Origin of the sequence: Vibrio sp. SCSIO 43155, assembly GCF_023716605.1 — a bacterium.
Taxonomy (GTDB): domain Bacteria; phylum Pseudomonadota; class Gammaproteobacteria; order Enterobacterales; family Vibrionaceae; genus Vibrio; species Vibrio harveyi.
On the sequence record NZ_CP071852.1, the window covers coordinates 277,453 to 295,784 of the forward strand.

The 18,332-nt window shown below is 45.8% G+C and carries 29 protein-coding genes; 23 read left to right on the forward strand and 6 right to left on the reverse strand.

The features are described 5' to 3' along the window. Positions 1 to 9: 9 nt before the first annotated feature. From rpsC to rplQ, 21 genes are all read left to right on the forward strand, one after another. Complete coding sequence (gene rpsC / locus J4N44_RS01285; RefSeq protein WP_005435080.1) at positions 10 to 708, forward strand: 30S ribosomal protein S3; 699 nt, start codon at positions 10 to 12, stop codon at positions 706 to 708. Between the two features lie 11 nt (positions 709 to 719). Further along, positions 720 to 1,130, forward strand: coding sequence for a 50S ribosomal protein L16 (gene rplP / locus J4N44_RS01290; RefSeq protein ID WP_005379577.1), 411 nt, complete (start codon positions 720 to 722; stop codon positions 1,128 to 1,130). Continuing rightward, a complete protein-coding gene (gene rpmC, locus J4N44_RS01295; RefSeq protein ID WP_004410456.1) occupies positions 1,130 to 1,321 on the forward strand; it encodes a 50S ribosomal protein L29 in 192 nt (63 codons plus the stop codon). The genes rplP and rpmC overlap by 1 nt, the downstream gene beginning before the upstream one ends. Next, complete coding sequence (gene rpsQ, locus J4N44_RS01300; protein WP_005450571.1) at positions 1,321 to 1,575, forward strand: 30S ribosomal protein S17; 255 nt, start codon at positions 1,321 to 1,323, stop codon at positions 1,573 to 1,575. The genes rpmC and rpsQ overlap by 1 nt, the downstream gene beginning before the upstream one ends. 165 nt (positions 1,576 to 1,740) lie before the next feature. After that, on the forward strand, positions 1,741 to 2,112 hold the full coding sequence (rplN, locus tag J4N44_RS01305; RefSeq protein WP_004410450.1) for a 50S ribosomal protein L14: 372 nt from the start codon (positions 1,741 to 1,743) through the stop codon (positions 2,110 to 2,112). 13 nt (positions 2,113 to 2,125) lie between these two features. Continuing rightward, a complete protein-coding gene (gene rplX, locus J4N44_RS01310) occupies positions 2,126 to 2,443 on the forward strand; it encodes a 50S ribosomal protein L24 (RefSeq protein WP_005435084.1) in 318 nt (105 codons plus the stop codon). Positions 2,444 to 2,466: 23 nt separating this feature from the next. Next, the gene (gene rplE, locus J4N44_RS01315) at positions 2,467 to 3,006 is read left to right on the forward strand and encodes a 50S ribosomal protein L5 (RefSeq protein WP_005450569.1); all 540 of its coding nucleotides are present in this window, start codon (positions 2,467 to 2,469) and stop codon (positions 3,004 to 3,006) included. A 17-nt stretch (positions 3,007 to 3,023) separates the two neighbouring features. Beyond that, a complete protein-coding gene (rpsN, locus tag J4N44_RS01320) occupies positions 3,024 to 3,329 on the forward strand; it encodes a 30S ribosomal protein S14 (RefSeq protein WP_004410442.1) in 306 nt (101 codons plus the stop codon). A gap of 29 nt (positions 3,330 to 3,358) precedes the next feature. Further along, on the forward strand, positions 3,359 to 3,751 hold the full coding sequence (rpsH, locus tag J4N44_RS01325; protein ID WP_005450567.1) for a 30S ribosomal protein S8: 393 nt from the start codon (positions 3,359 to 3,361) through the stop codon (positions 3,749 to 3,751). A 12-nt stretch (positions 3,752 to 3,763) separates the two neighbouring features. Then, positions 3,764 to 4,297 carry a 50S ribosomal protein L6 gene (rplF, locus tag J4N44_RS01330; RefSeq protein WP_005450565.1) on the forward strand — a complete coding sequence of 178 codons (534 nt, stop codon included), beginning with the start codon at positions 3,764 to 3,766 and terminating at the stop codon, positions 4,295 to 4,297. 9 nt (positions 4,298 to 4,306) lie between these two features. Beyond that, complete coding sequence (rplR, locus tag J4N44_RS01335) at positions 4,307 to 4,660, forward strand: 50S ribosomal protein L18 (RefSeq protein ID WP_005435088.1); 354 nt, start codon at positions 4,307 to 4,309, stop codon at positions 4,658 to 4,660. Between the two features lie 14 nt (positions 4,661 to 4,674). Further along, positions 4,675 to 5,178 carry a 30S ribosomal protein S5 gene (gene rpsE, locus J4N44_RS01340; protein WP_005435090.1) on the forward strand — a complete coding sequence of 168 codons (504 nt, stop codon included), beginning with the start codon at positions 4,675 to 4,677 and terminating at the stop codon, positions 5,176 to 5,178. Between the two features lie 7 nt (positions 5,179 to 5,185). After that, the gene (gene rpmD, locus J4N44_RS01345) at positions 5,186 to 5,362 is read left to right on the forward strand and encodes a 50S ribosomal protein L30 (RefSeq protein ID WP_005450564.1); all 177 of its coding nucleotides are present in this window, start codon (positions 5,186 to 5,188) and stop codon (positions 5,360 to 5,362) included. Between the two features lie 5 nt (positions 5,363 to 5,367). Then, positions 5,368 to 5,802: a 50S ribosomal protein L15 gene (gene rplO / locus J4N44_RS01350; RefSeq protein WP_005450562.1), complete on the forward strand. Its 435-nt coding sequence runs from the start codon at positions 5,368 to 5,370 to the stop codon at positions 5,800 to 5,802. A 20-nt stretch (positions 5,803 to 5,822) separates the two neighbouring features. After that, entirely contained in the window at positions 5,823 to 7,157 is a 1,335-nt protein-coding gene (gene secY / locus J4N44_RS01355) for a preprotein translocase subunit SecY (protein ID WP_005435093.1), read from the forward strand. Positions 7,158 to 7,195: 38 nt separating this feature from the next. Beyond that, entirely contained in the window at positions 7,196 to 7,309 is a 114-nt protein-coding gene (rpmJ, locus tag J4N44_RS01360) for a 50S ribosomal protein L36 (RefSeq protein WP_000868186.1), read from the forward strand. 149 nt (positions 7,310 to 7,458) lie between these two features. Continuing rightward, positions 7,459 to 7,815 (forward strand): 30S ribosomal protein S13, encoded by a 357-nt coding sequence (gene rpsM / locus J4N44_RS01365; RefSeq protein WP_005450559.1) that lies wholly within the window; start codon positions 7,459 to 7,461, stop codon positions 7,813 to 7,815. Positions 7,816 to 7,833: 18 nt separating this feature from the next. Beyond that, positions 7,834 to 8,223 (forward strand): 30S ribosomal protein S11, encoded by a 390-nt coding sequence (gene rpsK / locus J4N44_RS01370; RefSeq protein ID WP_001118870.1) that lies wholly within the window; start codon positions 7,834 to 7,836, stop codon positions 8,221 to 8,223. A gap of 27 nt (positions 8,224 to 8,250) precedes the next feature. Then, positions 8,251 to 8,871: a 30S ribosomal protein S4 gene (gene rpsD / locus J4N44_RS01375; protein WP_005383146.1), complete on the forward strand. Its 621-nt coding sequence runs from the start codon at positions 8,251 to 8,253 to the stop codon at positions 8,869 to 8,871. A 24-nt stretch (positions 8,872 to 8,895) separates the two neighbouring features. Next, the gene (locus tag J4N44_RS01380; protein ID WP_005383143.1) at positions 8,896 to 9,888 is read left to right on the forward strand and encodes a DNA-directed RNA polymerase subunit alpha; all 993 of its coding nucleotides are present in this window, start codon (positions 8,896 to 8,898) and stop codon (positions 9,886 to 9,888) included. Positions 9,889 to 9,914: 26 nt separating this feature from the next. Then, positions 9,915 to 10,295, forward strand: a complete 381-nt coding sequence (gene rplQ, locus J4N44_RS01385; RefSeq protein ID WP_005383141.1) for a 50S ribosomal protein L17 — start codon at positions 9,915 to 9,917, stop codon at positions 10,293 to 10,295. 156 nt (positions 10,296 to 10,451) lie between these two features. Here the strand turns inward: rplQ and J4N44_RS01390 are convergent, their stop codons facing one another. Continuing rightward, the gene (locus J4N44_RS01390) at positions 10,452 to 10,931 is read right to left on the reverse strand and encodes a DUF2780 domain-containing protein (RefSeq protein ID WP_038897746.1); all 480 of its coding nucleotides are present in this window, start codon (positions 10,929 to 10,931) and stop codon (positions 10,452 to 10,454) included. Between the two features lie 151 nt (positions 10,932 to 11,082). Next, positions 11,083 to 11,703 carry a BamJ family beta-barrel-assembly machinery protein gene (gene bamJ, locus J4N44_RS01395; protein ID WP_005450553.1) on the reverse strand — a complete coding sequence of 207 codons (621 nt, stop codon included), beginning with the start codon at positions 11,701 to 11,703 and terminating at the stop codon, positions 11,083 to 11,085. A gap of 231 nt (positions 11,704 to 11,934) precedes the next feature. Here bamJ and J4N44_RS01400 point away from each other — a divergent pair, with 231 nt between their 5' ends. Beyond that, positions 11,935 to 12,531 (forward strand): LysM-like peptidoglycan-binding domain-containing protein, encoded by a 597-nt coding sequence (locus J4N44_RS01400; RefSeq protein ID WP_252044780.1) that lies wholly within the window; start codon positions 11,935 to 11,937, stop codon positions 12,529 to 12,531. Between the two features lie 76 nt (positions 12,532 to 12,607). Here the strand turns inward: J4N44_RS01400 and J4N44_RS01405 are convergent, their stop codons facing one another. Beyond that, a complete protein-coding gene (locus tag J4N44_RS01405) occupies positions 12,608 to 13,468 on the reverse strand; it encodes a DMT family transporter (RefSeq protein ID WP_252044781.1) in 861 nt (286 codons plus the stop codon). Next, complete coding sequence (locus J4N44_RS01410) at positions 13,469 to 13,921, reverse strand: GNAT family N-acetyltransferase (protein ID WP_005450547.1); 453 nt, start codon at positions 13,919 to 13,921, stop codon at positions 13,469 to 13,471. Between the two features lie 145 nt (positions 13,922 to 14,066). On the opposite strand from J4N44_RS01410, the gene dbpA reads away from it, so the two are divergent. Next, complete coding sequence (gene dbpA, locus J4N44_RS01415; RefSeq protein ID WP_252044782.1) at positions 14,067 to 15,446, forward strand: ATP-dependent RNA helicase DbpA; 1,380 nt, start codon at positions 14,067 to 14,069, stop codon at positions 15,444 to 15,446. Between the two features lie 66 nt (positions 15,447 to 15,512). Here dbpA and J4N44_RS01420 read toward each other — a convergent pair whose 3' ends face one another. Together J4N44_RS01420 and cpdB are read right to left on the reverse strand one after the other, a co-directional pair. Then, a complete protein-coding gene (locus J4N44_RS01420) occupies positions 15,513 to 16,085 on the reverse strand; it encodes a Crp/Fnr family transcriptional regulator (RefSeq protein ID WP_010646401.1) in 573 nt (190 codons plus the stop codon). 97 nt (positions 16,086 to 16,182) lie between these two features. Next, the gene (gene cpdB / locus J4N44_RS01425) at positions 16,183 to 18,144 is read right to left on the reverse strand and encodes a 2',3'-cyclic-nucleotide 2'-phosphodiesterase (RefSeq protein ID WP_053049882.1); all 1,962 of its coding nucleotides are present in this window, start codon (positions 18,142 to 18,144) and stop codon (positions 16,183 to 16,185) included. Positions 18,145 to 18,332: the final 188 nt, after the last annotated feature.

Genomic DNA, 18,332 nt, shown 5'->3' on the forward strand with positions numbered 1-18,332 from the left:
GAGTAAGCAATGGGTCAAAAAGTACATCCTAATGGTATTCGTCTTGGCATCGTTAAGCCTTGGAATGCTACATGGTTTGCTAACACCAAAGATTTCGCTGACAACCTAGACGGCGACTTCAAGGTACGTCAGTTCCTAACTAAGGAACTACAAAAAGCGTCTCTTTCACGCATCGTTATCGAGCGTCCTGCTAAGAGCATCCGTGTGACTATTCACACTGCTCGTCCAGGCGTTGTAATCGGTAAGAAAGGTGAAGACGTTGAGAAACTACGCGCAGCTGTAGCAAAAATTGCAGGTGTACCAGCGCAAATTAACATCGCTGAAGTACGTAAGCCTGAACTTGATGCACAACTTGTTGGTGACAGCATCGCGTCTCAACTAGAGCGTCGTGTTATGTTCCGTCGTGCTATGAAGCGCGCGGTACAAAACGCAATGCGTCTAGGTGCTAAAGGCATCAAAGTAGAAGTAAGCGGTCGTCTAGGCGGCGCTGAAATCGCACGTTCTGAGTGGTACCGTGAAGGTCGTGTACCTCTACACACTCTACGTGCAGACATTGATTACGCAACTTCTTCGGCTCACACTCAATACGGTGTGATCGGCATTAAAACTTGGATCTTCAAAGGTGAGATCCTAGGTGGTATGCCAGCAGCTAACGCTGTAGAGCCTAAAGGCGACAAGCCTAAGAAGCAGCGTAAAGGCCGTAAGTAAGGAGTCGACAGATGCTACAACCTAAACGTACTAAGTTCCGTAAGGTTCAGACAGGTCGTAACCGTGGTCTAGCTAAAGGTACTGATGTAAGCTTCGGCGAATTCGGTCTTAAAGCTGTTGGCCGTGGTCGTCTAACTGCTCGTCAAATTGAAGCGGCACGTCGTGCAATGACACGTCACGTTAAGCGTCAAGGTAAAATCTGGATCCGTGTGTTCCCAGACAAACCAATCACAGAAAAACCACTTGAAGTTCGTCAAGGTAAGGGTAAAGGTAACGTTGAGTACTGGGTAGCCCAAATCCAACCTGGTAAGGTTATGTACGAAATGGGTGGTGTACCTGAAGAATTGGCTCGTGAAGCGTTCCGCCTAGCGGCTCGTAAACTGCCATTCAAAACTACATTTGTAACTAAGCAGGTGATGTGATGAAAGCACAAGATCTACGCGAGAAAAGCGTTGAAGAGCTTAACGCTGAGCTATTGAATTTGCTACGTGAACAGTTCAACTTGCGCATGCAAGCTGCAACTGGTCAGCTACAGCAAACTCATACTCTGAAAGCTGTACGCCGTGATATCGCACGTGTGAAAACTGTTTTGACTGAGAAGGCAGGCGCATAATGAGCGAAGTAAAACGTACTCAACAAGGTCGTGTTGTTAGCGACAAGATGGACAAGTCTATCGTAGTTGCTATCGAGCGCATGGTTAAACACCCAATTTACGGTAAATTCGTAAAGCGCACGACTAAAGTACACGCACACGACGAGAACAACGAATGTGGCCTAGGCGACAAAGTTGAAATCGCAGAGTGTCGTCCACTGTCTAAGACTAAGTCTTGGACTTTGGTTAAAGTTGTAGAAAAGGCGAAGATGTAATCTTCCCCAATCTATGATTGACAAACGGCTCCAAAAATTATTTTTGGAGCCGTTTATTTTTTGACTACCCAATCACAAAAAAGGGTGGTACAATTCGCGTCCCTTTTAAAGAGGCAGCCCGACCCGAGAGGGTCTAGTTTTTTTATTATTTAGCGGAGCACTAACATGATCCAAATGCAAAGTATGCTGGACGCAGCTGATAACTCAGGCGCACGCAGCGTAATGTGTATTAAGGTTCTGGGTGGCTCTCACCGCCGTTATGCACATATCGGTGACGTTATCAAAGTTACTGTTAAGGAAGCAATTCCTCGCGGTAAAGTTAAAAAAGGTGACGTTCTGAAGGCGGTGGTAGTGCGCACCCGTAAAGGCGTACGTCGTCCTGACGGTTCTGTCATTCGCTTCGACCGAAATGCTTGTGTATTGTTGAACGACAACACTGAGCAACCAATCGGTACACGTATCTTTGGTCCTGTGACACGCGAACTTCGTGGCGATAAGTTCATGAAGATCGTTTCACTGGCTCCAGAAGTTCTGTAAGGAGCACGTAGAAATGGCAGCTAAAATCCGTCGTAATGACGAAGTAATCGTTCTTGCTGGTAAAGACAAAGGCAAGAAAGGTAAAGTAACTAAGGTCCTAGCAACTGGTAAAGTTATCGTTGAAGGTATCAACCTTGTTAAGAAACACCAGAAACCTGTTCCTGCACTAGGTATCCAAGGCGGTATCGTAGAGCAAGAAGCAGCAATCGACGTTTCTAACGTGGCGATCTTTAACGCAGCTACTGGTAAAGCTGACCGTATCGGTTTCCGTTTTGAAGATGGTAAGAAAGTTCGTTTCTTTAAGTCTAACAACGAAATCGTTTCTAACTAATAGAAGTAATTTGGAGTTCTACTATGGCGAAACTGCATGATTACTACAAGTCGTCTGTAGTCGCTGAACTGACCAAACAGTTTAGCTACACAAGCGTCATGCAAGTCCCTAGAATCGAGAAAATCACCCTAAACATGGGTGTTGGTGAAGCAATCAACGATAAGAAACTGCTAGAAAACGCAGCTGCTGATATGGCAACGATCTCTGGTCAAAAGCCACTTATCACTAAAGCTCGTAAATCTGTTGCAGGTTTCAAAATCCGTGAAGGCTACCCTATCGGTTGTAAAGTAACCTTGCGTGGCGAACGTATGTGGGATTTTCTTGAGCGTCTAATTTCGATCGCTCTTCCACGAGTACGTGACTTCCGTGGTGTTAGCGCTAAGTCTTTTGACGGTCGCGGTAACTACAGCATGGGCGTTCGCGAGCAAATCATCTTCCCGGAAATCGACTTTGATAAAGTTGATCGAGTACGCGGTCTAGACATCACTATTACGACGTCTGCTGGTACTGATGAGGAAGGCCGTGCTCTGCTGGCTGCCTTTAACTTCCCATTCCGTAAGTAAGGTGAAGGGTTACTGTTATGGCTAAAAATTCAATGAAAGCACGTGAAGCAAAACGTGCGAAGCTAGTAGCTAAGTTCGCTGAAAAGCGTGCAGCGCTAAAAGCTATCATCAGCGATGTAAACGCATCTGAAGAAGATCGTTGGAATGCGGTTCTTACACTGCAATCTCTTCCACGTGATTCAAGTGCATCACGTCAGCGCAACCGTTGTAACCAAACTGGTCGTCCACACGGTTACCTACGTAAGTTCGGTCTAAGCCGTATTAAGGTTCGTGAAGCTTGCATGAAAGGCGAGATTCCGGGTCTTCGTAAGGCTAGCTGGTAATTGCCACTTAATCATTTGGAGTAAATCATATGAGCATGCAAGATCCGATTTCGGATATGCTGACCCGTGTTCGTAACGGTCAGGCAGCAAACAAAGTTGCTGTTAAAATGCCTTCTTCAAAGCTTAAAGTTGCAATCGCTGCACTACTAAAAGCTGAAGGTTACATCGTTGACTTCGCTGTTGAAGGCGAAGCAAAACCTGAGCTAGAAGTTACTCTTAAGTACTTCCAAGCTAAACCAGTAATCGAGCAACTTAAACGTGTTTCTCGTCCAGGTCTACGTGTTTACAAGAAGAAAGATCAACTTCCTTCTGTAATGGGTGGTCTTGGTATTGCTATCGTTTCTACTTCCAAGGGTCTTATGTCAGACCGCGCTGCACGTAAAGCAGGTCTTGGTGGTGAAATCATCTGCTACGTAGCTTAATAGGAGTAGAATATGTCTCGTGTTGCTAAAGCACCTGTCGCTATTCCAGCTGGCGTAGAGGTGAAACTAAACGGCCAAGAAATCACTGTAAAAGGTGCTAAGGGCGAACTATCTCGCGTTCTTAACAACGCTGTAGTAATCGCTCAGGAAGAAAACAACCTAACTTTCGGTCCTAAAGAAGGTGTTGCTAACGCATGGGCACAAGCTGGTACAGCTCGCGCTCTAGTTAACAACATGGTTGTTGGTGTTACTGAAGGCTTTACTAAGAAGCTAACTCTTAAAGGTGTTGGTTACCGTGCTGCTATCAAAGGCAACGCTGTAGGTCTAACACTAGGCTTCTCTCACCCAGTTGAGCACGAGTTGCCAGCGGGTATTAAAGCTGAATGTCCAAGCCAAACTGAAATCATCATCACTGGTTGTGATAAGCAACTAGTTGGTCAAGTTGCGGCTGACATTCGTTCTTACCGTCAACCTGAGCCTTACAAAGGTAAAGGTGTTCGTTACGCAGATGAAAATGTGCGTACTAAAGAAGCTAAGAAGAAGTAAGGTAACACTATGGATAAGAAAGCATCTCGCATCCGTCGTGCTACACGTGCACGTCGTAAGATTGCAGAACTGGGTGCGACTCGCCTAGTTGTACACCGTACTCCTCGTCACGTGTACGCACAGGTTATCGCGGCTAATGGCTCTGAGGTTATCGCAGCAGCTTCTACTGTAGAAAAAGCGATCCGTGAGCAAGTGAAATACACTGGTAACGTTGATGCAGCTAAAGCAGTAGGTAAAGCTGTTGCTGAGCGCGCTCTTGAAAAAGGCGTAACTGCAGTTGCATTTGATCGTTCTGGTTTCCAATACCACGGTCGAGTAGCGGCGCTAGCAGAATCTGCTCGCGAAGCTGGTCTGAAATTCTAAGGTAGGGTTGGAAGATGGCTAAAGAACAACAAGTTCAAGCGAATGATTTGCAAGAAAAGCTAATCGCAGTTAACCGTGTTTCTAAAACGGTTAAAGGCGGTCGAATCATGAGCTTCACTGCACTAACAGTAGTTGGTGACGGTAACGGTCGTGTAGGTTTCGGTTACGGCAAAGCTCGTGAAGTACCTGCAGCGATTCAAAAAGCAATGGAAAAAGCGCGTCGTAACATGACTACTATCGCGCTAAACGAAGGCACTCTTCACCACCCAGTGAAAGGTCGCCATTCGGGCTCTAAAGTTTACATGCAGCCTGCTGCAGAAGGTACTGGTGTTATCGCAGGTGGTGCGATGCGTGCAGTACTAGAAGTTGCTGGCGTACACAACGTACTATCTAAAGCATACGGTTCTACGAACCCTATCAACATCGTTCGTGCAACGATCGATGCACTAGGTAGCATGAAGTCGCCAGAAATGGTTGCTGCTAAACGTGGTCTAACTGTTGAAGCTATTTCGGAGTAAGAACACCATGGCAACTATTAAAGTAACTCAAACTAAAAGCTCAATTGGCCGCCTACCAAAGCACAAAGCTACTTTGCGTGGTCTAGGTCTTCGTAAAATCAACCATACAGTAGAACTTGAAGATACTCCGTGTGTACGCGGTATGATCAACAAGGTTTTCTACATGGTTAAAGTTGAGGAGTAATCAGAATGCGTTTGAATACTCTTGCACCGGCTGCTGGCTCTAAGCACGCTCCTAAGCGTGTAGGTCGTGGTATCGGTTCTGGCCTAGGTAAAACTGGTGGCCGTGGTCACAAAGGTCAAAAATCACGTTCTGGCGGTAAAGTTCGTCCAGGTTTCGAAGGCGGTCAAATGCCTCTGAAACAACGTCTACCAAAATTCGGTTTCACTTCTCGTAAGAGCCTAGTGTCTGCTGAAGTTCGTCTAGCTGAGCTAGCGAAAGTTTCTGGTGACGTGGTTGATCTAAACAGCCTTAAAGCTGCTAACATCATCACTAAGAACATCGAATTTGTAAAAGTTGTTCTTTCTGGTGAGATTAACAAAGCAGTGACTGTTAAAGGTCTACGTGTGACTAAAGGCGCTAAAGCTGCAATCGAAGCTGCAGGCGGTAAAATCGAGGAATAATCTCGAGGAACGAGGTACAGATGGCTAAGAAACCAGGACAAGATTTTCGTAGTGCTCAGAGCGGCTTAAGTGAACTAAAGTCGCGCTTGTTATTCGTAATTGGTGCACTTTTAGTATTCCGAGCCGGCTCTTTTGTGCCGATTCCTGGTATTGACGCTGCTGTACTTGCCGATTTGTTCGAACAGCAAAAAGGTACCATCGTTGAAATGTTTAACATGTTCTCCGGTGGTGCTCTTGAGCGTGCATCTATATTAGCGTTGGGCATCATGCCGTATATTTCGGCTTCTATTGTTGTCCAATTGCTAACTGTAGTTCATCCAGCGTTAGCGGAACTCAAAAAAGAGGGTGAAGCAGGCCGTCGTAAGATCAGCCAATATACACGCTACGGCACGCTTGTACTTGCAACATTCCAAGCTATTGGTATTGCAACAGGCTTACCAAACATGGTCGATAATCTGGTTGTTATGAACCAAACCATGTTTACGCTAATTGCTACCGTAAGTTTAGTAACTGGTACCATGTTCCTAATGTGGTTAGGTGAACAAATTACAGAGCGAGGAATCGGTAATGGTATTTCCATTCTGATTTTTGCAGGTATTGTTGCTGGATTGCCTTCTGCAATCGGTCAAACAATCGAGCAAGCGCGTCAAGGTGAATTGCATGTACTTCTTCTGTTGCTAATCGCGGTATTAGCTTTTGCAGTAATTTACTTCGTTGTTTTCATGGAACGTGGTCAACGCCGAATCGTCGTTAACTACGCTAAGCGTCAACAAGGTCGTAAAGTATTTGCTGCGCAAAGCTCGCACTTGCCACTTAAAATTAATATGGCGGGTGTTATTCCAGCGATTTTTGCATCAAGTATTATCCTGTTCCCAGGAACACTGGCTCAGTGGTTTGGTCAGAACGGTGAGAGCAGCGCGTTCGGTTGGTTAACTGACGTGTCTTTGGCTCTTAGCCCAGGTCAACCGCTGTATGTAATGCTTTATGCAGCAGCGATTATTTTCTTCTGTTTCTTCTACACGGCGTTGGTATTCAACCCGCGTGAAACAGCAGATAACTTGAAGAAGTCCGGTGCATTCGTACCCGGTATCCGCCCAGGTGAGCAGACAGCTAAGTACATTGATAAAGTGATGACACGTTTAACCCTAGCGGGTGCACTGTACATTACCTTTATCTGTCTGATTCCCGAGTTCATGATGGTCGCGTGGAACGTACGTTTCTACTTCGGCGGTACATCACTACTTATCGTAGTAGTTGTTATCATGGACTTTATGGCACAGGTACAGACTCATCTGATGTCTCAACAGTATGATTCTGTGTTGAAGAAAGCGAATCTGAAAGGCTACGGTCGTTAATTCGACGGTAGACTCAGTTTCAATTACGGAGTTTAGCAATGAAAGTTCGTGCTTCCGTTAAAAAAATCTGCCGTAACTGTAAAGTAATCAAGCGCAACGGTGTTGTTCGCGTGATTTGCAGTGAGCCAAAGCACAAACAGCGCCAAGGCTAATTAGCAGAAATTTTTACTTGAAAATGAAGGTTAGGTCGAGTATATTCCTCGGCCTACCTTTTGCGTGCAAAAGAAGTAGTACTCCGCAGCGTATCCATAACGGGCTTTGCTGCGGCTAATTCTTTTATAGAAACACTTAGGAGTGAATAATGGCCCGTATAGCAGGCATTAACATTCCTGATCAGAAACACGCTGTAATCGCTCTAACGGCGATCTACGGCATCGGTAAAACTCGCTCTCAAGCTATCCTAGCTGAAGTGGGTATTGCTGAAGATGTTAAGATCAGTGAACTAACTGAAGAGCAGATCGATCAACTGCGTGATGGTGTAGCTAAGTACACTGTAGAAGGTGATCTACGTCGTGAAGTATCTATGAACATCAAGCGTCTTATGGACCTTGGCTGTTACCGTGGTCTTCGTCATCGTCGCAGTCTACCACTACGTGGACAGCGTACTAAAACCAACGCTCGCACCCGTAAGGGTCCGCGTAAGCCGATCAAGAAATAATCGGGAAGGTAGAGTACAATGGCTAAACAACCAACTCGCGCTCGTAAGCGCGTACGCAAGCAAGTTGCAGATGGCGTTGCGCACATCCATGCTTCTTTCAATAACACAATCGTAACCATTACTGACCGTCAAGGTAACGCTCTAGCTTGGGCTACTGCAGGTGGTTCTGGTTTCCGTGGTTCTCGTAAGTCTACTCCGTTCGCTGCACAGGTTGCTGCTGAGCGTTGTGCTGAAATGGCTAAAGAATACGGTCTAAAGAACTTGGAAGTTATGGTTAAGGGTCCTGGTCCAGGTCGTGAATCTACTGTTCGCGCTCTGAACGCTGCTGGTTTCCGCATCACAAACATCGTTGATGCTACACCAATCCCTCATAACGGTTGTCGTCCACCTAAGAAACGTCGCGTATAACGTTTTTTAGATTACTGGAGAAAGATCATGGCAAGATATTTGGGTCCTAAGCTGAAGCTTAGCCGTCGTGAAGGCACTGACTTATTCCTTAAGTCTGGTGTTCGCGCGATCGATACCAAGTGTAAAATTGATAACGCACCAGGTGTACACGGCGCTCGTCGCGGTCGTCTATCTGAGTATGGCGTTCAGCTTCGTGAGAAGCAAAAAGTTCGTCGTATGTACGGCGTTCTAGAAAAACAATTCCGTAACTACTACAAAGAAGCTGCGCGTCTTAAAGGCAACACAGGTGAAAACCTACTTCAGCTTCTTGAAGGTCGTCTTGATAACGTAGTTTACCGCATGGGCTTTGGCGCAACTCGCGCAGAAGCACGTCAGCTAGTTAGCCACAAAGCTATCCTAGTTAACGGTAAAGTTGTAAACGTTCCTTCTTTCAAAGTAGCGGCTAATGACGTTGTTTCTATCCGCGAGAAAGCTAAACAGCAAGCTCGTATCAAAGCAGCTCTAGAAGTTGCTGAACAACGTGAAAAACCAACTTGGATTGAAGTAGATGGTGGCAAGATGGAAGGTACATTCAAGCGTATGCCTGAGCGTTCTGATCTATCAGCTGACATCAACGAACAATTGATCGTCGAGCTTTACTCTAAGTAAGGTTTAAACTAAAGAGAGGACACAATGCAGGGTTCTGTAACAGAATTTCTTAAGCCACGTCTAGTTGACATCGAACAAATCAGCTCGACTCACGCAAAAGTAACTCTTGAGCCATTAGAGCGTGGCTTTGGTCATACTCTAGGTAATGCACTTCGCCGCATTCTTCTATCTTCTATGCCTGGTTGTGCAGTGACAGAAGTAGAAATCGAAGGCGTACTTCATGAGTACAGCACTAAAGAAGGTGTACAAGAAGATATTCTTGAAATCCTTCTAAACCTTAAAGGTTTGGCAGTGCGCGTAGCTGAAGGCAAAGATGAAGTGTTCATTACTTTGAACAAATCAGGCTCGGGCCCTGTGGTTGCAGGTGACATCACCCATGACGGTGATGTAGAGATCGCTAACCCTGAACACGTTATTTGTCACCTAACGGATGACAACGCTGAGATCGCAATGCGTATCAAAGTTGAACGTGGTCGTGGTTATGTTCCAGCTTCTGCGCGTATCCATAACGAAGAAGACGAGCGTCCAATCGGTCGCCTACTAGTAGATGCTACTTACAGCCCAGTAGACAAAATTGCCTACGCTGTAGAAGCAGCTCGTGTAGAACAGCGCACTGACCTAGACAAGCTTGTTATCGATATGGAAACAAACGGTACTCTAGAACCTGAGGAAGCAATCCGTCGTGCAGCTACTATCCTAGCTGAACAATTGGATGCGTTCGTAGATCTTCGTGATGTACGTGTACCTGAGGAGAAGGAAGAGAAGCCAGAATTCGATCCGATCCTACTGCGTCCTGTAGACGATCTTGAACTAACAGTTCGCTCTGCTAACTGTCTGAAAGCAGAAGCGATTCACTACATCGGTGATCTAGTACAACGTACTGAGGTTGAGCTACTTAAAACGCCTAACCTTGGTAAAAAATCTCTTACTGAGATTAAAGACGTACTTGCGTCACGTGGTCTGTCTCTGGGCATGCGCCTAGAAAACTGGCCACCTGCATCAATCGCTGAAGATTAATCGATACTAGTTAGAAGGATTAGGTCATGCGCCATCGTAAGAGTGGTCGTCAACTCAACCGCAACAGCTCACATCGTAAAGCGATGTTCAGCAACATGGCTAGCTCTCTAGTACGTCATGAAGTTATCAAGACTACTTTGCCAAAAGCAAAAGAGCTACGTCGCGTAGTTGAGCCTTTGATTACACTAGCTAAGACTGACAGTGTTGCTAACCGTCGTCTAGCATTTGCACGTACTCGTGACAACGAAGTAGTTGCAAAACTGTTTAACGAACTAGGTCCACGTTTTGCTGCTCGTCAGGGCGGTTACACTCGTATCCTAAAAGCTGGCTTCCGTGCTGGTGATAAAGCTCCAATGGCTTACATTGAGCTTGTAGATCGCCCAGCTGCTGAAGAAGCTGCTGAGTAATCTCAGTTCGTAAGAACAAAAAAAGCCGAGCATTAGCTCGGCTTTTTTGTATCTGTCGTATTTGAAAGCGAAACAAATTGAGTTTTCCGTCTCCCCTCTCAAACTAATCTTTGATAATTGAATCTTTAGTCTTAATTTATGTTTAGGCGAAACTTCTTAGCTGCCTGAACCCCACAATCCACTTAGTGACTTGAGTAAGCCCTCGCTTGCCCCTTGGTCGCCCAAATAGCCCAGTATCACCGGCGCAAATTGACTGATCATTGAAGGGTCTAACCCCAATTTGTCAAAAGTGCTTTGTACCGCGCTTAAACTTTCGATATTACCTAGCAAGCTTTGTGCGCTATCCAAACTCGACATCCCTGGGATCAGAGATTCTAGTTCACTGCTATTTTGATCTGACAGTTGGCTTTGTGCCAAAGCTAATAATGCACTTGTGCCGCCAGCGGCTTGTTCAGTCGAAACTGGTAATTGGCTCGTTAGTAAATCTGTGATTGGAGAGGACTCCGCATTCATACCTTGACTAACCATGTCCATTAAACCTTCTTGGTTATCTTTGTCGGTCACGGCATCAAGAAAAGCGTGAGCTGTACCAATATTCATTGACAGCAGAGCTAAGGTGAGGAGTGTTTTACGCATAATACCTCCATGTGGCTTGCGATTATTATTGTTTGTTTACTTCTTGAGATTACTGAGACGTAAGGTTATTGAGCTCAAGTCTGTTTATTCTAGACAAAAAAAGCGGCGCTAGTGTGCGCCGCTTCGAATTTGCTATTGAGAATGGTCTCAATTATAGGATGTCTAGTAGTTCTACTTCGAATACTAGAGCAGCAAATGGAGGGATTGCAGCACCTGCGCCACGCTCACCGTATGCTAGGTCTTGTGGGATGTATAGTTTCCACTTAGAGCCAACAGGCATTAGTTGAAGAGCTTCAACCCAGCCTTTGATTACGCCAGTTACTGGGAACTCAGCAGGTTGACCGCGAGATACAGAGCTGTCGAATACAGTGCCGTCAGTTAGCTCACCGTGGTAGTGAACACGTACTTGAGACGCCGCTGTTGGGATTTCACCAGTACCTTCAGTGATGATTTCGTACTGAAGACCAGACTCAAGAACGTTTACTTCTGGACGTAGAGCGTTATCTTTTAGGAACGCTTCGCCGTCAGCTGCTGCTGCTTTAGCTGCTTCTTGACGAGCTGCTTCTGCACGAGTGTGTAGCTCTTGAAGCGCGTTGTTGATCTCATCGATTTCGATAGATGGCATGTCACCAGTTAGTGCCGTTGCAATACCAGCAGCGATAGCGTCAACGCTAAGACCTTCTAGACCAGAACCAGCTAGTTGCTGACCCATTTGCAGACCAATACCGTAGCTAGCTTTCTGTTCTGCAGTTTCAAATTTAATTTCAGACATGAATGTCGCTCTTGTTAGGAGTGATAAAGGCACAGGATATCAGGTTCGAGCCTCGGTTTAAATGATTGAGCTCGAATGTCGCATTCTGGAGCAGAGGGTGTGACTTATCTCTTACTCCAAGTGAAATTTCTGCTAATTTACGCCAAATTACATTTTACTTTGGCGAAAAACATATACTCTCCGCGCTGGTATTTTTATACTGAGATTAGAAGCATTAAGGGACTCATCAGAATGAATCGTCGCAGAAAGAAAAAGCAGCAAGTCGACCACGTCGAATTGATGAAAAAAAAGTTCGCTGCTATCGATTGGAAGCAGCCGTTTAGCAAAGAGAAGTGGCAGGAGAGGATCGAGCCTGTCACTCAGTTTTGGCACCGTCTTCCAAAACTACATCAACGTGCACTAATGGTATTGGTGCCTGTGGTGTTGGTGCTTCTGATCATTCCAGTGCCAAAAGATACTGAAGCACTTATCGATGATACTCAAGTTGAGAATCAACGTGTTGCCATTCAATTGAATGCACAAAGCTTGAGTGAGCAGCGTTCTGCACAAAACTCAGAACCAAAGTCTGAGCAATGGAAAGAGTACACGGTAAAGAACGGCGATACACTTGCCCAAGTATTCCGCAGTAATCAACTGCCAATGGCGGACTTAAACGCCCTAGTTAAAATTGAAGGCAGCGACAAACCTTTAAGTCGAATCAAGCAAGGTCAATTGGTGCGCTTCAAGCTCGCTGACGATGGCAAATTAGATATGCTTCAACTTGAGAAAAGTGGTGAGTCGGTGATGTTCTTCCGTTTATCTGACGGGACATTCGGACGTAATAAATAACGTTCACTCGTTAGCATTCTAAAGGCGCGATGATTCGCGTCTTTTTTATGTCTGTCACCTTACTTGCTGCTGGAACTCAATCTTGTCCCTGTTGATTGGCATGTTGTCTTCTCTTATTCCATGGTAAGAGTGGTAATACGATCATCAGGATCCCTATTGCAGTCAGCCAATCTGGAATCTCGTCAAACCACCATATCCCAAAGAGTGTTACGAACACTAAGCCAGAGTATTCTGCTAAAGCAATTTCTCCGGCTGGAGCTTTTTGATATGCCATTACTGCCAAGCCGTTATAGCTTAAGATGCACACTGCACTTGCGATAACTAGTGTCAGTTCTTGCCAACTCATCGGCTGCCAATAAAACCAAGCCATTATCGCCGATATAGGCAACGAGAACAGCGTGGTCCACCAAAGTGTGGTGACCACAGACTGTTCACTGGGTAGCTTCCTTACCAATATATTAAACATCGCCAATGTGGTCGCCGTGCCGAGTGCAAACAATGCAGCCCAATGAAAATGATCCGGTCTGAGTACCACTAGGACACCAAGGAACCCGAAGCAAGTGAGCAAGATTTTACTTAGTGGAGGATGCTCTTTGAGGAACAATATCGACAGCGGCAACATTAAAATCGGCGCTGCGTAAAAAACCGCGTTTGCAGTTGCCAGAGGGAGGTGAGTCACCGCAACCATCATACATCCGCTACCAATTAATATTAGATGCGCTCGCAACAAGGTAATAGGTGCTTGCTTTAGGCTACGTTTATCCGGTTGTTGTCTGAGATAGAAAGGTAGGATGAGCAGCAGTGAAGCCAACTGGCGCACAAATATATATTGGAACGGGCTAATGCCGCCTTCAATCAGTTTAACGGCGACATCGGAGAGTGACGCCGCCAAGTTGCCGATAACCAGTAATAGTAACGCCAGATGGTGGGGTGACATTTAGCTTACTCGGCGCATATCCACATGAGGGATACCATCCTCAAGGTAGCTTTCGGAAATAACTTCAAAACCATGACTCGCATAGAAAGCCATCAGGTGTTCCTGTGCGCCGATATCTATCGTTTTACCTGCCCAAAGCTGTTGGCAATGTTGCAGGGCTTGCTCAAGCAGTTCATGTCCAAGACCACCACCACGAGCGCTTTGCTTGGTTACTACACGACCAATACTGACATTGTCGTAGGTGGTACCTGCAGGCAATAGGCGAGCACAGGCAACCAGTTCATCTCCTTTGTAACCTAATAGGTGAAAAACGCCTTCCAGTGTATCTTTTCCATCTAGCTCTGGATAAGGACAGGTTTGCTCCACCACAAAGACATCAACGCGCAAGCGCAGCATCTCGTAGAGTTGTGTCGTCGTCAGTTGAGAGAAAGGTAGGGCAGTCCAGTTGATCATTTTCAATTTCCATAATGAGCGAATGCAGCTGACTTTACGTCGTTTTCTGCTATTACTCATTAACAATGGTTAATTTTCACTGGTCTTCGTGACAAATCTGGCGATAATGTGCCCTCTTTTTCATCCCACCTGAGGATATTTCCCTGTGAGCAAACAAACTTTTGACCAAGTAGGGCTTAATCCAGCGCTACTAGAGACGCTTGAATCATTGAACTACACCCATATGACGCCAATTCAAGCGTTGAGCTTACCTGCGATTTTGAATCAGCGTGATGTGATTGGTCAGGGCAAAACAGGCTCAGGTAAAACCGCGGCATTTGGTCTGGGCGTATTGTCCAACCTAAACGTGAAGCGCTTCCGTGTACAATCTTTGGTGTTGTGCCCAACGCGTGAACTGGCTGATCAGGTGGCGAAAGAGATCCGTACGTTAGGTCGTGGTATTCACAACATTAAAGTACTGACATTGTGTGGTGGTATGCCAATGGGACCGCAAATCGGTTCACTAGAGCATGGCGCGCATATTCTGGTAGGTACGCCCGGTCGTATCCTTGATCACCTAGAGAAAGGTCGCATTAACCTAGAAGAGCTAAACACGCTGGTTCTAGATGAAGCAGACCGCATGCTGGAAATGGGCTTCCAAGACGCACTCGATGCGATCATTGATGCAGCACCGAAGCAACGTCAAACACTGCTATTCAGTGCGACTTTCCCAGAGAAGATCGAACAGATTGCTCAACGTATTATGCAATCACCAGAGATGATCAAAGTAGAATCGACACATGATACGTCGAGCATCGCGCAATACTTTTACAACGTTGAAGGTTCAGAAGCACGCGATGAAGCTCTGGCAAACCTACTACTGACGCACCAGCCAGAGTCAGCAGTAGTGTTCTGTAATACCAAGAAAGAAGTACAGAATGTGGCAGATGAACTGCATCACAAAGGCTTCAGTGTGGTGGACCTTCATGGCGATCTAGAACAACGTGAACGCGACCAAGCTCTGGTACAGTTTGCTAACAAGAGTGTGTCTATCCTTGTTGCAACAGACGTGGCGGCGCGTGGTTTAGACGTCGACAACCTTGATGCAGTATTTAACTTCGAACTGTCTCGTGACCCTGAAGTACACGTTCACCGTATTGGTCGTACTGGTCGTGCGGGCAGCAAAGGTCTGGCGTTCAGCTTCTTTGGTGAGAAAGATGGTCTACGTGTAGCTCGTATTGAAGAGTACCTAGATATGGATGTGGTACCAGCAACACTGCCAGTGAAATCAACTCAGCAGCCATACCAAGCGAAGATGGTGACGATTAATATCGATGGCGGTAAGAAACAGAAAGTACGTGCGGGTGACATCCTTGGCTGTTTGACTGGTAAAAATGGTATCACGGGTGCACAAGTGGGTAAGATCCAGCTAATGGCGATGCGCTCTTACGTTGCGGTAGAGAAATCTGTGGCGAAGAAAGCACTGCAAACCATCAGTAACGGTAAGATGAAAGGTCGTCAATTCCGTGCTCGTATTCTGAAGTAAGCAGAACCTCATTTAATGCAAAGGAGCTCGATATGAGCGCCTTTGTTTTTTCCTGCCTACCTGATCTTATTCATTGCCTTTCTTTAAGCGCGACTTAATGCGGCTAAGACTGATCGCGGTAATACCCAAGTAAGCGGCAATCTGGCTATCGGTGATGCGTTGTTCTAAGTCTGGATAATGCTGACAAAACAGTTGGTAGCGCTCTTCTGGTGAGTAGAGCAACATAAAGCGTTCTTTGTTTTCTTTATGCATCAGCTGCGCTTCGAGCAGCTTTAAGTAGATAGGATGCTTTTCTGAACGCCACTGATGTAGTACTTCAACCGGTAAGCAAAACAGATGACAAGGCGTCAGTGTTTCCAATAAATATGGCGAAGGCTGATTCTTGATAAGCCCTTCAAAGCCAATCACCCAGTCTTTTTCCCAGTAGAACTCTTTACTGAATTCCTTCCCTTTGTCGGTAAGATAACTGGCGTGGCACAAGCCCTCTAATACAAAGTAGATATGAGAGCTGAACTCACCTTGGTGATTGAGAATATGGCGCGTTGGCAGTTCTAACTGCTGCCCATGTTCAATAAGCTGATTCGCTTCATCTTCAAGGAAGCCATGATTGATTAAGTCAGAAAAAAGATCGCTGTGCATGTGATAACTCAGAAACGGTTTTCGTCATTCTAACGGTTTTTACTGACAACAAAAAAGCGGCTCATGAGAGCCGCTTGAAATTATTGCTAAACTTGCCTTATTTATTCAGGTCGATTTGGTAAATCGCGAAACCAACTTCGTCAGTGGCGACACGTTTCATCGGGTATTGCCCTTTCTCTTTGATGAACTGCGCAGCTTTATCACTTGGTGAGGTTTCAAAGCGAACATCAAGTTTGTTATCCGATTTGATTGGTGCGAAAGACCAGTTGTTATCTGCACTTGGTGTTACTTCACCTTGCTCTTTACTGATGCGAGAGATGTAAGCAGCAACAACTGAGCGGTTCTCATCTGGAGAATCAAATGCGATGAAATCCGGACCAGTGCCTGGGAAAGTCGCGCTGTAAGCACGGTAGTTGTTGGTTGCAATGATGAAGTCTTGCTTCGGATCAACCGGTTTTCCGTTATAAGTCAGGTTCACGATACGTTGTGAGTTTGGGTTGATCACGTTACAACTTGCATCGTACTTCGGTGGTTGAGTGACATCGATTTGGTAGTTCACACCATCAATCACGTCGAAGTTATAAGTGCGGAAGTTATCCCAATTCAACAAAGACTGAGGTTTGGTGCTGTTGACATCAATCTGGTTGAACTGACCCGCGCTACACTCTAGCCATTCGTGAACTTCTTTGCCTTTAACCTTCATTGCTACCAGCGTATTCGGGTATAAGTAAAGATCCGCGGCATTACGGAAAGTCAGCTGGCCGGACTCTACTTCCGTGAAGCCATTTGGATCGTCTTTACGTCCGCCCACTTTAAATGGTGCAGCTGCGCTTAGTACTGGAATGTCTGCAAGATCTGGGTCGCCTTGGATAAAGCGTTCCACGTAATCTTTTTGAGCAAGGTTTACGATTTGAATCGTTGGATCATCTTGTACAAGCGCTAGGAAGCTGTACATCACATCATTTGCTTTACCGATTGGCTGATTGACGAATTCACGTGTGCCTTTGTGGTCATCAACAAGTGCATCCACGATGCCTTTATCGGCTTCCGCCAACGACTTTTTGTTGGCTTTGTCGAAGATAGGGCGAGCTTCAGATTGACCCTCAACAACTTGCCATTTGCCGTCTTTTTCTTTCAGCATCAAGTCCATTACGCCAACGTGGCTACCCCAGCGACCTGGCATGACTGCGGTTACGCCATTAATTGTGCCTTTTGCGTTGTCGACACCCTGCAGCTTGGCAAAGTCTTTACCTGGGAACACGGCGTGAGAGTGACCAAACGCAATCGCATCAATGCCTTCAACTTCTGTGAGATAGTAAACCGAGTTTTCAGCGCCGAGCTTGTATGGGTCAGTAGAAATGCCCGAGTGTGGAATCGCCACAATCACGTCAGCACCTTCTTTCTTCATCTGAGGAACCAGCTTTTTCGCAGTCTCAGTGATGTCTTCAGCGAAGACTTTACCTTCTAGGTTTTTCTTATCCCACACCATGATTTGCGGTGGTACGAAGCCGATGTAGCCCACTTTGATTTCGTGGCTTTGACCATCAGTGTCTTTGAACGTGTGCGTTTTAATGAGATAAGGTTTGAAGTAGTGCTCACCTGTCTTCTTGTCGAAAACGTTAGCACTAACATAAGGGAAGTTCGCACCGTCGATAGAGTTTTTCAGGAACTCAAGACCGTAGTTGAATTCATGGTTACCAATGTTACCTACATCGTAATCCAACTGGTTCATCGCTTTGTATACCGGGTGGATTTCGCCAGCGTTAATCCCTTTCGCTGCCATGTAATCGCCCATCGGGCTGCCTTGAATCAAGTCGCCATTGTCGACCAATACACTGTTTACAGCTTCTTCACGAGCTTGCTTAACCAGTGTTGCCGCACGGCTAAGACCGATTTGTTGAGAGGGCTGATCTTTGTAGTAGTCGTAATCCATCACATTGGTGTGAATATCGGTGGTTTCGATAATACGTAGCTTAATAGTGTCCGCCATTGCTGGACCTGCAAGCGTCAACATACCGCTTAAAACTGCGACGGATACGGGATTAACTGCCATTTTCATGAGGTGCTCCAATTAAATGGGATAGAGGGGTCGTACAGCGTAATGTAACAAATATTAGTGCAAGCTCAGGCTAAGATGCAGAAAACTGTGAACATTAGGCAATTAAATGCGGAGGAAAGTGTCAAAGTGATGCCTTTTTCACCATTTTGAATGAGACCTAACAAAAGCTTCTTAGCAGTTTTTTGAAT